Source organism: Streptomyces sp. NPDC000880 (genome assembly GCF_053599675.1).
Genome location: NZ_JBSFMS010000066.1, coordinates 1 through 15,247, shown reverse-complemented (window position 1 = coordinate 15,247; position 15,247 = coordinate 1). Strand labels below are relative to the sequence as shown.

Here is a 15,247-nt window from a genome sequence, read left to right as displayed (position 1 = left end):
CATGCACCTCGACCACTCCCACGACGGTCCTGCCGCCGTCAGCGCCGACGCCGTGCGTCCCGACGGCAACCGGCGCGCCCTGCGCATCGGCCTCGGCGGACCCGTCGGCTCCGGCAAGACCGCCACCGTCGCCGCGCTCTGCGGCGAATTGCGCGACCAGCTGTCCATCGCCGTCGTCACCAACGACATCTACACCCGCGAGGACGCCGAGTTCCTACTCCGTCACGCCGTACTGCCGCCCGAGCGCATCCAGGCCGTCGAGACCGGCGCCTGCCCGCACACCGCGATCCGCGACGACATCTCCGCCAATCTCGAAGCCGTCGAGGATCTGGAGGAGAGCGTCGGTCCACTCGATCTGATCCTCGTCGAGTCCGGCGGCGACAATCTCACCGCGACCTTCTCCAAGGGCCTAGTCGACGCCCAGATCTTCGTCATCGACGTCGCGGGCGGCGACGACATCCCGCGCAAGGGCGGCCCCGGCGTCACCACCGCGGACCTCCTCGTCATCAACAAGACCGACCTCGCGCCCCACGTCGGCTCCGATCTGCAGCGCATGGCCCGCGACGCCAAGGAACAGCGCGGTGAACTCCCCGTCGCCTTCACCTCGTTGAAGGGCGAGGAGGGCGTCGGCCCGGTCGCCGACTGGGTGCGCGCGCAGTTCGCCGCCTGGACCGCATGAGCATCCAGGCCACCGCCCGTATCGTCGCCACCCGCGACGGCTTGCCGGTGCTGGTGAGCGACGGGCCGCTCGCCGTGCGCCGCACCCGCGGCACGGGCCCCTGCACCCGCGTCACCGTCGTCGGTGCGATGAGCGCGCCGCTCGGCGGCGACCGGCTCGCCATCGAGGCGGACGTGGGGGAGGGGGCGCGGCTCCTCGTCGACTCCGCCGCCGCGACCATCGCGCTGCCCGGGCAGACTCCAGAACAGGCCCACTACGACGTGCGGCTGACGGTCGGTGAGGACGCCGAGCTGCGCTGGCTGCCGGAGCAGCTCATCTCCGCGTACGGCAGTGATCTGCGCATGCGTACGCGCGTCGAACTGGCCGCCTCCGCACGGCTGGTGCTGCGCGAGGAGCAGATCCTGGGCCGGTACGGGGAGCAGACCGGCACCCTCGCCACCCGCCTCACCGTCCACCGCGCCGGACGCCCCCTGCTCGACCAGGAGCTCGGCTACGGCGCCGGCGCACCCGGTGGCTGGGACGGCCCCGCGGTCCTCGCCGGTCACCGGGCGGTGGGCCAACTCCTCGTCGTGGACCCGGAGTTCGAAGACAAGCCCGTCGAGCCGCAGCTGCTCGGCGAGACCGCGGCCCTCACGCCGCTCGCCGGTCCGGCCTTCCTGGTCACCGCCGTCGCACCGGACGCCCGCCAACTTCGGCGCGTACTCGATCAGGTGCTACAGGCTCAACTGCCCGGCTGACAGCACCGCTCAGCGGGACACCTCACACCGGTTATTGGTTCGGTAAAGAACACCAGTACGGCCTGTTCCCGGCAGCACCGCAGACGAAAGGATCCCCCGGAGACTCGACAACAGAAGGGGGAATTCTACGTGAGACGCACAGCAGTGCTCGGCTCGGCCGGCACTCTGGTCGCGGGCACCCTCATAGCGGGCGCGATCGCGGCTCCGGCGGCAAGTGCCGATGGAAGCAACAGCGGCTGGTCCGAGGCGCGCGGCGTTCAGGTCGCCGCCGAGCGGGCCGCCAAGAAGGGCATCGACTGGACGGACTGTCCTGCGGACTGGGGGATCGCCAAGCCCATCCAGTGCGGCTGGGTGAGCGTTCCGCTCGACTATGCGCGGCCGAACGGCAAGCAGATCAAGATTGCCGTCGACCGGATCGGCAACACCGGATCCCAGGCCGATCGACAGGGCGCCCTCATCTACAACCCGGGCGGCCCCGGCGGCTCGGGCATGCGCTTCCCGACCCGGGTCACGAGCAAGAACCCGCTCTGGGCCAACACCGCCAAGGCGTACGACTTCGTGGGCTTTGACCCGCGGGGTGTCGGTCACTCGACGTCGATCTCCTGTGTCGACCCGCAGGAGTTCGTCAAGGCGCCGAAGGCCGACCCGGTGCCCGACAGCGAGGCCGACAAGCGCGCCCAGCGCAAGCTCGCCGCGGAGTACGCGGACGGGTGCGCCGAGCGCAGCGGCTGGATGCTGCCGCACATGACCACGCCGAACACCGCGCGCGACCTGGATGTCCTCCGAGCCGCCCTCGGTGAGAAGAAGCTCAACTTCCTGGGCGTCTCCTACGGCACGTACATCGGCGCGGTCTACGCGACGCTCTTCCCCGGCCATGTCCGCCGGATGATCGTCGACAGCGTCGTCAACCCCTCGCGGGAGAAGATCTGGTACGAGGCCAACCTCGACCAGGACGTCGCCTTCCAGATGCGATGGGACGACTGGAAGGCCTGGGTCGCCAAGAACGACGCGGCCTTCCACATCGGGGACACCCCCGAGAAGGTCGAGCAGCAGTGGCTGAAGCTGCGGGCCACCGCCAAGAAGAGCCCACTCGGCGGGGTCGTCGGACCGGCGGAGCTCATCGGCTTCTTCCAGAGCGCTCCGTACTACGACTCCGCCTGGGTGCCCGTCGCCCAGACCTGGAGCAAGTACCTCGCCGGTGACACCCAGGCACTGGTCGACGCCGCGGCGCCCGACCTGTCCGACACCGCGGGCAACATCGCTTCGGAGAACGGCAATGCCGTCTACACGGCCGTCGAGTGCGCGGACGCCAAGTGGCCGACCAGCTGGAGGCAGTGGGACCGGGACAACACCCGGCTCCACCAGGACTATCCCTTCATGACGTGGGCCAATGCCTGGATGAACCTCCCGTGCGCCACCTGGTCGTCCAAGCAGCAGACCCCGCTGTACGTGAAGTCGGGCAAGGGCCTGCCGCAGGTGCTCATCGTGCAGTCGACGCGTGATGCCGCCACTCCCTTCGAGGGCGCTGTCGAGCTGCACAAGCGGCTGAAGGGCTCGCGGCTGATCATCGAGAAGGACGCCGGTTCGCACGGTGTGACCGGCCTGGTCAACCCGTGCATCAACCAGCGGGTGGACGCCTACCTGCTCAGCGGCAAGCTGGACAGCAGCGATGTGACGTGCGCTCCGCACGCCACGCCGAAGCCGTAGGGCGAAGCGGTACGGCGGAGGGGCGGCCGGTCACGGCCGCCCCTCCTTCGCGTCCGGACCCCTGCTCACCGTGTTGTCTTCAGCCAGGAAGTACTCCGCCGCGTAGTGGAACCAGTCGTCCTCGTACTTCACGAGGCCGCTGAAGATCTCGTGCCAGTCCCGGCCGTCGACCTGCCGGCCGTGCCATTCGACGGTCGCCGTCAGAGACGGGCGTAGCTCGTGACGGCCCGGGCGATCGGGGCGGGAGCGGACAGGGCGCTCGCCGTACCCACCGGCGCCGGTCCGTCGGCGAGTACGGTCTCGCTCGTCACACGCGCTGGGCGGGCGCCGGACGCCGGGCCCAGAGAAGTTTCACCGAGCGCGGATCCGCTCTCAGCTTCTGCGCCGCGGGAACTTCTTCGGCTGCTCCAGCTCCGCCTTGACGTCGGCTGCGTAACGGTCCACGTACTCCTGGCCGGACAGGTTGAGAATCGCGTACATGATCTCGTCGGTGACGGCGCGGATCGCCGCCTTCTCGTTCTCCATTCCCGCGTACCGCGAGAAGTCCAGCGGCTTCCCGAACCGCACGGTGACCCGCTTGATCTTCGGCATGACCTGCCCCGGCGGCTGGATCTCGAACGTCCCGACCATGGCGCACGGCACCACCGGCGTCTGCGCCTTGAGCGCCATCACCGCGACGCCGACCTTGCCCTTGTAGAGCCTGCCGTCGTGCGAGCGTGTGCCCTCGGGATAGATCCCCAGCAGCTCGCCCCTGCTCAGCACGCCGAGCCCCTCGCGGATCGCGGCCTTCCCGGCCTCCTTGCCGGAGCGATCCACCGGGATCTGCCCGGCGCTGCGGAAGAACGCCGCGGTCAGCCTGCCTTTCAGTCCCGGCCCGGTGAAGTACTCAGCCTTCGCAAGGAAGGTGATGCGTCGTTTTATGATCGCCGGCATCAGGAAGTGGTCCGAGAACGACAGATGATTGCCCGCCACGATCGCCGCGCCCTCGTCCGGGATGTGCTCGAGTCCCTCGATCCTGGGCCGGAACAGCAACCGCAACAGCGGCCCCAGAATGACGTATTTGAGCACGTAGTAGAACACGGGGGCGCTCCTCACTCCGCGGGACCGGCTCCAGGGCACGCTGTGCCAGGTCATCGGGGATGCCCGGAGGGATCATTGTAGGTGCAGGCATCGCCACGTGTAAGTGTCTGCGATCAGACATATCCTGACTCGATGCCGATCCACCTGACGTCATGTCAGACGTCCTGACCGCACAGGGCGGGGGGAGAGGGCGGGCACGCGGGGCGAAGCTGAAGCCGGCCGCGATGATCATCACATACGGGGCCGTCACCAGCAGCAGCATCGGGGGACGCACGGCCTTGTGGAGCATCCACGCCCCCCCGCCGTCCCTGGGGCATACGGAGGGGGCGCCGCCCGTTGCCCGGCGGGCACCGGTGCTGCCGCTGTTTGCCGACGGCGGGCCTGGGCACTCGCCTGGCAGGAAGATCGGCAGAGCCGATGGGACAGACCAGTGAGCACACCTCCGAACGATCCGGTCCCGCCGAGCCCCACGCCCGCGCCGGGGCCCGGCGGGCCGCAGCCAGGGCCCTTGCCCGGCCCGGTGCCCGGGCCCGGCGGGCCTGATCCCGTGCCCCCGGCCCCGCCCCAGCCCGAGCCGGACCCACCCGCGCCGACGCCACCCCCGGAGCCGCGCCCCCACCCGGGCCCGCTGCCAGGGCCGATCCCGGCACCTGAGCCCACTACCTGAATCCGGCCGGACGGCAGCGTTTCCCCTGGAGGCCGTCCACTGGGTGCGACCGGAACTGGTCGCGCAGATCGGGTTCACCGAGTGGACCCGCAGCGGCCTGCTGCGCCACCCCCGATTCCTGGGACTGCGCGACGACAAACGCACCGCCGACGTGGTCCGCGAGCAACCCGTGGGAGGACCCCGATGAGGCCCGCACTGGACGTACCCGCCGGGCGCCGCACTGTACGGATCAACCGGCCGGACAAGGTGCTGTTCCCCGGCGAGGGAATCACCAAGGCCGACCTTGCGGAGTACTACCGCACCGTTGCCCGGCGCATGCTGCCGAAACTGCGGGGGCGGCCCCTGATGATGGAGCGCCACCCGGACGGCATCGACGGGCCGTCGTTCATGCACAAGGACGTGCCGGGCCACTTCCCCGACTGGATCCACCGGGCCGAACTGCCCAAGGAGGGCGGCACCGTCACGTACGTGGTCTGCGACGACACGGCCACCCTGGTCTACCTCGCCGATCAGGCGTGCATCACACCGCACTGCTGGCTGTCCAGGGCCGACCGCCCGGACCACCCCGACCGGCTGGTGTTCGACCTCGACCCGCCCGGGGACGACTTCACTCCCGTACGCGAAGCCGCCGGGGCGCTGCACCACCTTCTGGACGAACTGAAACTGCCGTCGGCAGTGATGACCACCGGCTCCCGCGGACTGCATGTCGTGGTGCCCCTGGATCGCCGCGCCCCCTTCGACGACGTACGCGACTTCGCCCGCGACGTTGCCGATCTGCTGGCCGCACGCCAACCCGACGCCCTCACCACCGCCCCACGGAAACAGGCCCGGCGTGGTCGCCTCTATTTCGACGTCCAGCGCAACGCCTACGGCCAGACCGCCATCGCGCCCTATGCCGTGCGGGCCCGCCCCGGCGCTCCGGTCGCCACGCCCCTTGCCTGGCCGGAGGTCGACGATCCAGATCTCGACGCCGGCCGCTGGACGATGAAGACCGTCACGGATCGCCTGGACAGCGACCCCTGGCAGGACGCCCTGCGCCGCGGCCGCTCACTGGCCCCTGCCCGCCGCCGGCTGGCCGCGCTCGGGGACGGCGGCGGTTGAGGTCACTCGGCGATCTCGGTCCGTTCCCACCACTCGTAGACAGGGAGGCGTCCCTCCGGGCTGTCCTGATGCCGCGAAGTGATCTTGAAGTGCTCGTACCCGCCGCGATGCGGAATCTTCAGCTCTTGTCCGGGAGGGGTGATCGGAACGATCCGCTCGCGCAGATCGTCCGGGCCGCCCTCAAGGACTGCCTTGGTAGCCATATCCCCAGTGTCCTACCCGCGGGACGACCCGCACATCGGAATACGCGCTCGATGCGGCCCGCCGGGCGCGCCGACTCGGCGGGCGTGGCCGACGATGGAAGGAGTTGGGAGGCTCCCATGGATTACCCAGAAAGCTACGAGTTGATATTTCAGGCGCCCGCCGTGGAGGACGATGTCGTGATCGTCCGGCGCACCGACAAGGCGGGAGCGGGCGGGTATCCGATCTACGAGGACGAAACGGGAATCGTACGCGCTGAGATCAGCGACCGGGGGGAGGTACGGATGCTCGCCAGCGGGGGCCATCAGGTGCCCAGGATGCCGATGACGGCCCGCTCGCTCAGCTCCTGAATCGCCCATGCCGCCGCGGTCGGCTTGCTCCGGACGGGCGACGTGTTGCGGTCTTGAGAACCCGCGGTCACTCTGGTGTGACACAGAAGCGACATGCGCTCACTCTTCGCACTCGGGGGTCCGTCAGCCGAAGAGGTGACCAGGTCGCGGTGAGGAGCAACGGTCATGCACGCCACGACCGCCTGCCGCTACACCTTGGAAGTGCAGGCATCCACAGAGCGGATTCCCCAGATCCGGCGCATTCTGTCAGCGCACCTTCGGTACTGGAGCCTCGAGCACCACATCACACCGGTCTGCCGCGCTGTCGACGAACTCGTCGGCAACGTCGTCCAGCACGTCGAGGGCGACAAGACATGCGTGGTGGAGGTGCGCTGGACGGGAAGGCACCTGATCGCGTCCGTGGCGGACAAGGACCGCCGGATGCCGCGGGTTACCAGTTCCTGCCCGACGAAGGGCGGGCTCGCCACAGTCGCGGTCCTCAGTGACAGCTGGGGCACATGCGGCACCGCCACCGGCAAAGTGGTCTGGTTCAGTATGCGGGTCAAGGAGGTCCAGCACATCGTGCGGGCCGCGGCTGTCCCGATGCTGCCCACGCGTGAGTTCAAGCCGCTGCCGCTGAACGCTCCGCTCGGGCGCGAGTCGGGCCCGGCCGCGCCGGAGGACATCAGGGAGCGGGATCGCGTCCGCGTCGCGGCAGTCGGCTGACGAGGGGGCCGTACGGGCGAAAAACCTCGCCCGTACGCGCTAGCCGGCAGCGCGGCGCCTTGTCCGCTCCGGCATCGACAGGTGCCCTGGCCGTCTCCCCGGCCCGACCTCTGCGTCGGGCCCCTGAGGCCAGGAGTACCGGATGCACCGCAGCGCCACCTTCGCCGCAGCCGCCCTGATCACTCTCGCCGCAGCTGTTCCCGCCCACGCCGTCGGCGACAAGCCCACCCCGCCGCGGGTCCTGTTCCTGACCGTGTCCGGCAGCGAGAACACCTGGATCCGCGGGATGCTTCTGCACTGTTTGCCGCGGCCCGGCGGGGCGCACCCCAATCCCGTCGCCGCCTGCGAGGAGCTCTCCGCCGCGCGCGGGGACCTGGACCGGCTGCCCGGCAATCAGCATCCGTGCACCAAGAAGTTCGATCCGGTGACGGTCGGGGCCACCGGCACCTGGCGAGGCAGACCCACGGCCTGGCACAAGACCTATGCCAACGCGTGCGAACTCGCCGCGGCGACCGGAGAAGTCTTCCGCTTCTAAAATCCGCTGCTTCCGCTCGGAGCAGCCTGCCCGGCACGCCGTGTCAGTTGCCGCGCGAAGCGATCACCCCGATCGTCACCAGGCCGAGTACCACCCAGCCGAACCAGAGCCAGCCATTGCTTCCGAGTGCCGCCGTGTAGGCCGTCACGACCACCAGGGTCCCGACGGTGAGCACTCCCATCGCCTTCGTGGATCCGGACATGCACGCCCTCCTCCGACGGCTGCGGCCGTCGAAGTCATCGTCACCCGTAAGGAGGGCCTCGCGCTACTGCCCCGCTACTGTCCGCGCGCCTGGAGTGAGGCGAGATACGCGTTGTACGCCGCGAGATCCTTGTCGCCGTCCCGGTCCGCGGCACGGTCCATGCGCCTCGCCTCCCGCTGCTCGGAGCGGTACCACTGGAAGACCAGCGCGACCAGCACCAGCACGGAAGGGATCTCGCTGAACGCCCAGGCGATGCCGCCCGCCGCGTTCTGATCGGCGAGCGCGTCGATGCCGAGCGAGGCCGGCGGATTCTCGTATGCCTTGATCATCGGCTCGGTCGCCATCATGAGCGCGATGCCGAAGAAGGCGTGGAACGGCATGCCCGCGAAGAGCTCCAGCATCCGCATCACATAGCCGGGCCGGTGCGGCCCCGGGTCCACGCCCATGATCGGCCAGAAGAACACCAGGCCGACCGCGAGGAAGTGCACCATCATCGCCACATGCCCCGTCTTGGACTCCATCAGGAAGTCGAACAGGGGCGTGAAGTAGAGCGCGTACAGGCTCGCGATGAAGAGCGGGATCGTGAAGACGGGGTGCGTGACGATCCGCATGCAGAGGCTGTGCAGCAGGGCGAGCAGCAGCTCACGCGGACCCTTGCTGCCTCGGCGCGAGGCGACCGGCAGCGCGCGCAGCGCCAGCGTCACCGGCGCGCCGAGCAGTAGCACGATGGGGGAGAGCATGCTGATCACCATGTGCTGCACCATGTGCACGCTGAACATGACCATGCCGTAGTCATTGAGCTTGGTGCACATCACCAGCGCCACGCTCAGCACGCCAACGGTGAAGAGGACGGTACGGCTGACCGGCCAGCTGTCGCCGCGCCTGCGCAGCCGCAGCACGCCCCAGCCGTACAGACCGAGCCCGAGAAGACAGCCGATGAGGAAGAAGGGGTCCGGTGAGAGTTCGAGCCCCCGCCCCAGCGTGAACGGCGGCAGATCCATCGTCATGCCGTGCCCGCTGTGATCCATCCGCCGGCTCCTGTTTCGTACTGGGTTGTCCGCTTGTCCGGACCAGAGTAGAACTGCCCCCGGTCGCGCCTGCGACCGGGGGCAGTTCGTTCAGTTGTGCGCGATTTTGGTTACGTGCGACTTCAGAGCACGCACTCGGCCTCGGCGTAACGCTCGGCCGGGACGGTCTTCAGCGTCTCCACGGCCTGAGCCAGCGGCACCATCGTGATGTCCGTGCCGCGCAGCGCCGTCATCATGCCGAACTCACCGCGGTGCGCGGCCTCCACGGCATGCCAGCCGAAGCGGGTGGCGAGGACACGGTCGTACGCGGTCGGGGTACCGCCGCGCTGGACGTGGCCGAGGATCACCGCCCGGGCCTCCTTGCCGAGCCGCTGCTCCAACTCGACAGAGAGCTGCTGGGCCACGCCCGCGAAGCGCTCGTGCCCGTAGACGTCCTTGCCGCCCTCGTTGAACTCCATCGAGCCCTCGCGCGGCTTGGCGCCCTCCGCGACCACGACGATCGCGAACTTCTTGCCCGCCGAGAAACGCTCACCGACCCGCTCGGTCAGCTCGCCGATGTCGAACGGCCGCTCCGGGACGACGATGGCGTGCGCGCCCGCTGCCATGCCGGAGTGCAGCGCGATCCAGCCGGTATGCCGTCCCATGACCTCGACGATCAGCACACGCTGGTGCGATTCGGCAGTGGTCTTCAGCCGGTCGAGCGCGTCGGTGGCGACCCCGACAGCGGTGTCGAAACCGAAGGTGACGTCGGTCGACGCGATGTCGTTGTCGATGGTCTTCGGTACGCCGACGATCGGCAGCCCGCTCTCGGAGAGGAGGTTGGCGGCCTTGAGGGTGCCTTCGCCGCCGATCGGGATGATCGCGTCGAGACCCAGCTCGGCGACATGCCCCTTGGCCCGCTCCACACCGTCGCGCAGATGAGCCGGCTGGACCCGGGAGGAGCCGAGAATCGTGCCGCCGCGGGCCAGGATGCCGCCCACCGCGTCAAGGTCGAGCTTGCGGTAGTCACACTCCAGAAGGCCCTTCCAGCCGTCGTGGAAGCCGATGACCTCGTCGCCGTGGTCGACGACAGCGCGGTGCACGACGGAACGAATGACGGCGTTCAGACCGGGGCAGTCGCCGCCGGAGGTGAGCACACCAATGCGCATAGCCCGAAATACCTTCTCAACGTGGGCCGACTCCCGGACCACGTCGTCCGGTTCGATCCCCGCCACCCTACCGGCGCGGGGTGACGGGGATCGAACCCGGGCGTCCGAGTGATGGACGCGACCGGCTGTCAGGCGGGCTGCGTCGCGGCTGCGATGCGCTCGGCGCGCAGTGACTCGTACCACCGGTCGTCCGTCGGCGGCAGCGCGTTCACATCGAGGGCCAGCTTCAGCAGCAGGTCCGCGATCTGCGGGTTGCGGGCCATCACGGGACCGTGCATGTAGGTGCCGAACACCGTCTCGTTGTACGCGCCCTCGGTGCCGTCGCCCGTGCCGTTGCCCCGGCCGAGGATCGTGCGGGCGAACGGACGGGCCGTCGGGCCGAGATGCGTGATGCCCTGGTGGTTCTCGAAGCCGGTCAGCTGCGGCAGCCCCAACCGCGGGTCGATGTCGGCCAGTACGTCGCCGACGCACCGCTCGCCCTCGCCGCGCGTGGAGACCACGTCGATCAGACCGAGACCCGGCTCACGCTCGCCCAGATCGTTGATGAACTCGTGGCCGAGGATCTGGTACCCGGCGCAGACCGAGAAGATGATCGCGCCGTTGGACGCGGCCCGGCTGAGCCCGCCGTCGCGGCGCAGCCGCTCGGCCGCCAGCCGCTGCGGCCGGTCCTCGCCGCCGCCGATCAGATAGATGTCGCCGGAGGTGGGGACCGGCTGGTCGCTGCGTACATCCATACGCATCACGTCCAGGCCGCGCTGCCGGGCCCGGCGCTCGACGACGAGGGCGTTGCCCTGGTCGCCGTAGGTGCTGAGCAGGTCCGGGTAGACCCAGACCAGACGCAGGCTGTTGTCGCTCATGCTCATGTCCTTTTCGGGGTCCGCGGTCAGTTGCCGACGCGGCGGCGCAGGTCCTGGAAGGCGGTGTAGTTGGCGATCGCCTCGATCCGCCCGGGCGGGGCCAGCTGCACCGCCTCGTCGACCGACTCGCACACCCGGAAGTCCAGGCCCGCGACCTCGAGCCGGACCGCGAGATCCAGTTTGCGGTCGCCGACGACGAAGATCGGGTGGCCGGCGAGCCGGGTGTAGTCGACGTCCCAGAGCCACGAGGTGTCCGTGCCGTCGGCGCCACGGGCGTTGACCGACAGGATCACCGGGGTCGGCGGCGGGTCGATCAGGGAGAACGTTTCGAGCCAGCCGGCCGGGTTCTTCGCCAGCAGCAGGCGCAGATCGCGGTTCAGGAAGGAGACGACGTCATAGCGGCCGGCGACGGCCTGCACGGAGTACATGCGCTCCAGGGCGACCTGCGGCGGCACGCCGAAGCAGGCGGCGACCGCCGCGGAGGTCGCGGCGTTCGCCTTGTTGGCGCGGCCCGGCAGCTGAAGGTGGATCGGCCAGGCCGACCCGTGCGGGTCCAGGACGTGGTCGCCGCTGAGCACCCAGCTCGGGGCGGGCCGGCGGAAGCCGCACTCGGCGCAGAACCAGTCGTCGCCGGGGCGCTGCATCACACCGCCGCAGGACGGGCAGGACCAGGCGTCGTCCTTCCACTCCTGGCCGGCGGCCACCCACACCACATTGGGCGACGAGGACGCGGCCCACACGATCAGCGGGTCGTCGGCGTTGGCGATGACCATGGCCTTCGTACCGGAAAGTCCCTCACGCCACTTCTCGGCGAGCATCCGGGTCTCGGCCGCGCGGTCCAGCTGGTCGCGCGACAGGTTGAGCAGCGCGATCGCCTTCGGGGTCACATCGCGGGCGACGCCGGCCAGGTACTTCTCGTCCACCTCGATCACACCGAACTTGGCGTCGGAGCCGCCGGCCAGTGCAGAAGTGATGCCGGCGGGCATATTGGCGCCGAGCGCGTTGGAGACGACAGGGCCGCTGGCCCGCAGAGCCTCGGCAATCAGCCGGGTCGTCGTGGTCTTGCCGTTGGTCGCCGACACGAGGACGACGTCCAGGTGCTGCGCCAGCCGCCCCAGCAGATCGGGGTCGAGCTTGAGCGCGACCCGGCCGCCGATCACTGATCCGCTGCCGCGTCCGGCGGCGCGCGACACCGCTGCCGCGGCCTTGCCTGCCGTCACGGCCAGCTTGGCGCGCGGCGTCAGGGGCTCCGAGTTGCCTGACATCGTCCTTGATCCTCCTTGCATCGGTCCGGCCCAGCCTATCGAGGTCCGGCCAGACGCCCGTACGTCGGCACCGCCGGAAAACGTAGAGGTCACGCGGGACCGTACGCTTACGGCCATGCGAAACCGGCCGATCCCCGGCAGTTCTGGACTCGCGAGGGCCGTGAGCCTGTTCGGAGATCCGGTGCTGCACGCCCCCTGCGAGACCGTCAGCGACTTCTCCGCCGGGCTGAACAAGCTCATCGAGGACATGTTCGCGACGATGTACGCGGCTCAGGGGGTGGGCCTCGCGGCGAACCAGGTGGGGATACCTCTGCGGGTGTTCGTCTACGACTGCCCGGACGACGACGACGTCCGTCACCTCGGACACATCGTCAACCCCCGCCTGGTGGAGGCGGACGGGGTCACGGTGCGCGGCCCGGAGGGGTGCCTCTCGCTGCCGGGCCTGGAGGCCGGGACGGAGCGCTACGACCACGCGGTGGTGGAGGGCGTGACGTCGGACGGGGCGCCGGTGCGGGTGGAGGGCACCGGCTTCTTCGCGCGGTGCCTTCAGCACGAGTGCGATCACTTGGACGGGCTGGTCTACCCCGACCGCCTCAGGGGCTGGCGCCGCGCGAAGACACTGCGCGCGGCGCGCAGGGCAGCCTGGTAGTCGGCGGACGGGCTTGATTCTCAAGCCCGTTGGGGGCCCCGGACGAAGCCTGGGGGAGATTGAGGACCGGTCTGGGCGGAGCCCCGGTTGACAAGGCCCCTAGAAGCCAGGGCCGCCCGCGCGGTCGCCCGCCGCCGCCAAGCGGCCCCAGAGCAGATCGGCCAGGCTCCGCACCAACTCCGCGCGGGAGCAAGGACGTTCACCGAGCCACCAGTCGCCCGCCGCGTGCATCATGCCGACGATGCCGTGGCCCCACACCCGCGCCAGCTGCTCGCTGCCGGGGCCCAGGTCGACCCGGTCGTGGATCACCTTCGCCAGCTCCTCGCCGAGCCGGCGCAGCAGTGGTGCCGAGTGGCGGCCGACGTCGAAGCCCGCCTCCGACGGCTGGGTGTCCTCGGCCGGATGCATCAGGAAGCGGTAGACCTGCGGGCGCGCTTCGATCGCCGCGAGATACGTGTCGAGCGTGGCCTCGACCCGCTCGCGGCGATCCGCGGGCGCGTCGACCGCCGCCCGCAGGGCGTCCAGCAGTGCGTCTGTGTGGCGTTTGGCGAGCGCCCGGTAGAGGCCGCCCTTGTCGCCGAAGTGCCGGTACAGAATGGGCTTGGTGATGCCCGCCTCCGCGGCGATGGCGTTCATGGAGGCCTGTGGCCCGTCCCGGAGCACCACCCGGTCCGCCGCTTCGAGCAGCTCCCGGCGCCGCTGGTCGGCCGGCCTCTGTTGGCCCGCCGCCTGCTGTGTGGTCTCCATGGTTGTGTCTCCCCACCCGAGCGATTGCGTGACGCCTGCGCAACGTAACACCCTGACCGCCGTGCCAGGTCAACCGGCCATGGCTGGTTGACACACACTACTTGCCGGTAACAGACTTCTGTTACCGCAAGTAACATGTAGGGACTCACCGAAGTGCTGGAGGGAACATGGCCGAGTTCACGCTCGAACTCAACGACGACCAGAAGCAGGTCCGCGATTGGCTGAACGGCTTCGCCAAGGACGTGATCCGCCCGGCCGCCGCCGAGTGGGACGAGCGTGAGGAAACCCCCTGGCCGGTCATCCAGGAAGCGGCCAAGGTGGGAATCTACTCCCTCGACTTCTACGCTCAGCAGTTCTTCGACCCGACCGGACTCGGCATCCCGATGGCGATGGAGGAGCTCTTCTGGGGCGACGCCGGCATCGCCCTCTCCATCGTCGGCACCGGGCTCGCGGCGGTCGGCGTCCTCGCGAACGGCACCGAGGAGCAGATCGGCACCTGGATCCCCCAGATGTACGGCGACGTGGACGACGTCAAGGTCGCGGCCTTCTGCTCCTCCGAGCCGGACGCCGGCTCCGACGTGGGGGCGATGCGTACCCGAGCGGTCTACGACGAGGCCAAGGACGAATGGGTGCTGAACGGCACCAAGACCTGGGCGACCAACGGTGGCATCGCCAGCGTCCATGTCGTGGTCGCCGTCGTCGACCCGGACCTCGGCTCCAAGGGCCACGCCTCCTTCATCGTCCCCCCGCAGACCCCCGGCCTCTCACAGGGCCAGAAGTTCAAGAAGCACGGCATCCGCGCGTCCCACACCGCCGAGGTGGTCCTGGAGGATGCCCGTGTCCCCGGGCACTGCCTGCTCGGCGGGAAGGAGAAGCTCGACGAGCGTCTCGCCCGGGCGCGCGAGAGGGCCAAGGCGGGCGGTGAGCGCCTGAAGAACGCGGCCATGGCCACCTTCGAGGCGTCCCGCCCTGCCGTCGGCGCGATGGCGGTGGGCACCGCCCGCGCCGCGTACGAAGTCGCCCTCGACTACGCCATGACCCGCAGCCAGTTCGGCCGCCCGATCATCGACAACCAGGGCATCGCCTTCCAACTCGCCGACATGCGCACCCAGATCGACGCCGCGCGGCTGCTGGTCTGGCGCGCCTCCTGGATGGCGGCGACGGGCAAGCCCTTCACCGCCGCCGAGGGCTCCATGTCCAAGCTGTACGCCTCCGAGACCGCGAAGAAGGTCACGGCGCAGGCCATCCAGATCCTGGGCGGCAATGGCTTCACCCGCGAGTACCCGGTGGAGCGCATGCACCGCGACGCCGCGATCTACACGATCTTCGAGGGCACCAGCGAGATCCAGCGCCTGGTGATCGCCAGAACCCTTTCGGGCATGCCGATTCGCTAGCGCGGCGGCGTGACGGCAAGAGTCGGCCGGTCCGTCCGACAGCCGGGTTCTCCCCTACCCGCCCCTTCCCGCAACCGGGACTCCGGCCCCCCGGACCCCGTACGCCCCCTACGCCCACAGGGCGTAGGGGGCGTCTCCTCAAACGCCACCGGTTGGTCAAGCCACACGGCCAGAACCTGGACGGCGTCTTCGGGC

General features: G+C 69.7%; 17 protein-coding genes and 1 pseudogene. 10 read left to right on the top strand and 8 right to left on the bottom strand.

Annotated features, from left to right (window positions below):
• Position 1 precedes the first annotated feature (1 nt).
• The 3 genes from ureG to ACWDO5_RS21420 all read left to right on the top strand — a co-directional run bounded on the left by ureG (position 2) and on the right by ACWDO5_RS21420 (position 3,123).
• Positions 2 to 679 carry an urease accessory protein UreG gene (ureG, locus tag ACWDO5_RS21430; protein WP_450531925.1) on the top strand — a complete coding sequence of 226 codons (678 nt, stop codon included), beginning with the start codon at positions 2 to 4 and terminating at the stop codon, positions 677 to 679.
• The gene (locus ACWDO5_RS21425) at positions 676 to 1,416 is read left to right on the top strand and encodes an urease accessory protein UreD (protein WP_450531924.1); all 741 of its coding nucleotides are present in this window, start codon (positions 676 to 678) and stop codon (positions 1,414 to 1,416) included. The genes ureG and ACWDO5_RS21425 overlap by 4 nt, the downstream gene beginning before the upstream one ends.
• A gap of 129 nt (positions 1,417 to 1,545) precedes the next feature.
• Positions 1,546 to 3,123, top strand: coding sequence for an alpha/beta hydrolase (locus ACWDO5_RS21420; protein ID WP_450531923.1), 1,578 nt, complete (start codon positions 1,546 to 1,548; stop codon positions 3,121 to 3,123).
• 372 nt (positions 3,124 to 3,495) lie between these two features.
• Here ACWDO5_RS21420 and ACWDO5_RS21415 read toward each other — a convergent pair whose 3' ends face one another.
• Positions 3,496 to 4,203 carry a lysophospholipid acyltransferase family protein gene (locus ACWDO5_RS21415; RefSeq protein WP_450531922.1) on the bottom strand — a complete coding sequence of 236 codons (708 nt, stop codon included), beginning with the start codon at positions 4,201 to 4,203 and terminating at the stop codon, positions 3,496 to 3,498.
• A 662-nt stretch (positions 4,204 to 4,865) separates the two neighbouring features.
• Here ACWDO5_RS21415 and ACWDO5_RS21410 point away from each other — a divergent pair.
• Together ACWDO5_RS21410 and ligD are read left to right on the top strand one after the other, a co-directional pair.
• Positions 4,866 to 5,057 (top strand): annotated as a pseudogene (locus ACWDO5_RS21410) (ATP dependent DNA ligase); the annotation flags it as partial.
• Positions 5,054 to 5,971, top strand: a complete 918-nt coding sequence (gene ligD / locus ACWDO5_RS21405) for a non-homologous end-joining DNA ligase (RefSeq protein ID WP_450531921.1) — start codon at positions 5,054 to 5,056, stop codon at positions 5,969 to 5,971. The pseudogene ACWDO5_RS21410 and the gene ligD, both read left to right, overlap by 4 nt.
• A 2-nt stretch (positions 5,972 to 5,973) precedes the next feature.
• Here ligD and ACWDO5_RS21400 read toward each other — a convergent pair whose 3' ends face one another.
• Positions 5,974 to 6,174, bottom strand: a complete 201-nt coding sequence (locus ACWDO5_RS21400; RefSeq protein WP_398986093.1) for a DUF5988 family protein — start codon at positions 6,172 to 6,174, stop codon at positions 5,974 to 5,976.
• A gap of 117 nt (positions 6,175 to 6,291) precedes the next feature.
• Between ACWDO5_RS21400 and ACWDO5_RS21395 the strand changes: the two genes are divergently transcribed.
• The 3 genes from ACWDO5_RS21395 (at position 6,292) to ACWDO5_RS21385 (ending at position 7,762) form a co-directional block, all read left to right on the top strand.
• Entirely contained in the window at positions 6,292 to 6,522 is a 231-nt protein-coding gene (locus ACWDO5_RS21395) for a DUF6296 family protein (RefSeq protein ID WP_450531920.1), read from the top strand.
• Between the two features lie 165 nt (positions 6,523 to 6,687).
• The gene (locus tag ACWDO5_RS21390; RefSeq protein WP_450531919.1) at positions 6,688 to 7,227 is read left to right on the top strand and encodes an ATP-binding protein; all 540 of its coding nucleotides are present in this window, start codon (positions 6,688 to 6,690) and stop codon (positions 7,225 to 7,227) included.
• Positions 7,228 to 7,369: 142 nt separating this feature from the next.
• Complete coding sequence (locus ACWDO5_RS21385; RefSeq protein ID WP_450531918.1) at positions 7,370 to 7,762, top strand: SSI family serine proteinase inhibitor; 393 nt, start codon at positions 7,370 to 7,372, stop codon at positions 7,760 to 7,762.
• A 43-nt stretch (positions 7,763 to 7,805) separates the two neighbouring features.
• Here ACWDO5_RS21385 and ACWDO5_RS21380 read toward each other — a convergent pair whose 3' ends face one another.
• From ACWDO5_RS21380 to ACWDO5_RS21360, 5 genes are all read right to left on the bottom strand, one after another.
• On the bottom strand, positions 7,806 to 7,964 hold the full coding sequence (locus tag ACWDO5_RS21380) for a hypothetical protein (protein ID WP_266488210.1): 159 nt from the start codon (positions 7,962 to 7,964) through the stop codon (positions 7,806 to 7,808).
• 74 nt (positions 7,965 to 8,038) lie between these two features.
• Positions 8,039 to 8,992 (bottom strand): cytochrome c oxidase assembly protein, encoded by a 954-nt coding sequence (locus ACWDO5_RS21375; protein WP_450531917.1) that lies wholly within the window; start codon positions 8,990 to 8,992, stop codon positions 8,039 to 8,041.
• 122 nt (positions 8,993 to 9,114) lie between these two features.
• Positions 9,115 to 10,140, bottom strand: a complete 1,026-nt coding sequence (locus ACWDO5_RS21370; RefSeq protein ID WP_450531916.1) for a 6-phosphofructokinase — start codon at positions 10,138 to 10,140, stop codon at positions 9,115 to 9,117.
• Positions 10,141 to 10,268: 128 nt separating this feature from the next.
• Positions 10,269 to 10,997 (bottom strand): type 1 glutamine amidotransferase, encoded by a 729-nt coding sequence (locus ACWDO5_RS21365; protein WP_450531915.1) that lies wholly within the window; start codon positions 10,995 to 10,997, stop codon positions 10,269 to 10,271.
• Between the two features lie 26 nt (positions 10,998 to 11,023).
• Complete coding sequence (locus ACWDO5_RS21360) at positions 11,024 to 12,262, bottom strand: MurT ligase domain-containing protein (protein WP_450531914.1); 1,239 nt, start codon at positions 12,260 to 12,262, stop codon at positions 11,024 to 11,026.
• 115 nt (positions 12,263 to 12,377) lie between these two features.
• Here ACWDO5_RS21360 and def point away from each other — a divergent pair, with 115 nt between their 5' ends.
• Positions 12,378 to 12,911, top strand: a complete 534-nt coding sequence (gene def / locus ACWDO5_RS21355) for a peptide deformylase (RefSeq protein ID WP_450531913.1) — start codon at positions 12,378 to 12,380, stop codon at positions 12,909 to 12,911.
• Between the two features lie 99 nt (positions 12,912 to 13,010).
• On the opposite strand, the gene ACWDO5_RS21350 is transcribed toward def, so the two are convergent.
• Positions 13,011 to 13,658 (bottom strand): TetR family transcriptional regulator, encoded by a 648-nt coding sequence (locus tag ACWDO5_RS21350; RefSeq protein WP_450531912.1) that lies wholly within the window; start codon positions 13,656 to 13,658, stop codon positions 13,011 to 13,013.
• 167 nt (positions 13,659 to 13,825) lie between these two features.
• On the opposite strand from ACWDO5_RS21350, the gene ACWDO5_RS21345 reads away from it, so the two are divergent.
• Positions 13,826 to 15,052 (top strand): acyl-CoA dehydrogenase family protein, encoded by a 1,227-nt coding sequence (locus ACWDO5_RS21345; protein ID WP_450531911.1) that lies wholly within the window; start codon positions 13,826 to 13,828, stop codon positions 15,050 to 15,052.
• The last annotated feature ends 195 nt before the right edge of the window (positions 15,053 to 15,247 follow it).

What these genes read in the sequence shown, in the direction of transcription:
- ureG (WP_450531925.1), top strand. Translation starts at nt 2, where the DNA reads ATGCACCTCGACCACTCCCACGACGGTCCTGCCGCCGTCAGCGCCGAC.
- ACWDO5_RS21425 (WP_450531924.1), top strand. Translation starts at nt 676, where the DNA reads ATGAGCATCCAGGCCACCGCCCGTATCGTCGCCACCCGCGACGGCTTG.
- ligD (WP_450531921.1), top strand. Translation starts at nt 5,054, where the DNA reads ATGAGGCCCGCACTGGACGTACCCGCCGGGCGCCGCACTGTACGGATC.
- ACWDO5_RS21400 (WP_398986093.1), bottom strand. Translation starts at nt 6,174, where the DNA reads ATGGCTACCAAGGCAGTCCTTGAGGGCGGCCCGGACGATCTGCGCGAG.
- ACWDO5_RS21395 (WP_450531920.1), top strand. Translation starts at nt 6,292, where the DNA reads ATGGATTACCCAGAAAGCTACGAGTTGATATTTCAGGCGCCCGCCGTG.
- ACWDO5_RS21390 (WP_450531919.1), top strand. Translation starts at nt 6,688, where the DNA reads ATGCACGCCACGACCGCCTGCCGCTACACCTTGGAAGTGCAGGCATCC.
- ACWDO5_RS21385 (WP_450531918.1), top strand. Translation starts at nt 7,370, where the DNA reads ATGCACCGCAGCGCCACCTTCGCCGCAGCCGCCCTGATCACTCTCGCC.
- ACWDO5_RS21380 (WP_266488210.1), bottom strand. Translation starts at nt 7,964, where the DNA reads ATGTCCGGATCCACGAAGGCGATGGGAGTGCTCACCGTCGGGACCCTG.
- ACWDO5_RS21375 (WP_450531917.1), bottom strand. Translation starts at nt 8,992, where the DNA reads ATGGATCACAGCGGGCACGGCATGACGATGGATCTGCCGCCGTTCACG.
- ACWDO5_RS21370 (WP_450531916.1), bottom strand. Translation starts at nt 10,140, where the DNA reads ATGCGCATTGGTGTGCTCACCTCCGGCGGCGACTGCCCCGGTCTGAAC.
- ACWDO5_RS21365 (WP_450531915.1), bottom strand. Translation starts at nt 10,997, where the DNA reads ATGAGCGACAACAGCCTGCGTCTGGTCTGGGTCTACCCGGACCTGCTC.
- ACWDO5_RS21360 (WP_450531914.1), bottom strand. Translation starts at nt 12,262, where the DNA reads ATGTCAGGCAACTCGGAGCCCCTGACGCCGCGCGCCAAGCTGGCCGTG.
- def (WP_450531913.1), top strand. Translation starts at nt 12,378, where the DNA reads ATGCGAAACCGGCCGATCCCCGGCAGTTCTGGACTCGCGAGGGCCGTG.
- ACWDO5_RS21350 (WP_450531912.1), bottom strand. Translation starts at nt 13,658, where the DNA reads ATGGAGACCACACAGCAGGCGGCGGGCCAACAGAGGCCGGCCGACCAG.
- ACWDO5_RS21345 (WP_450531911.1), top strand. Translation starts at nt 13,826, where the DNA reads ATGGCCGAGTTCACGCTCGAACTCAACGACGACCAGAAGCAGGTCCGC.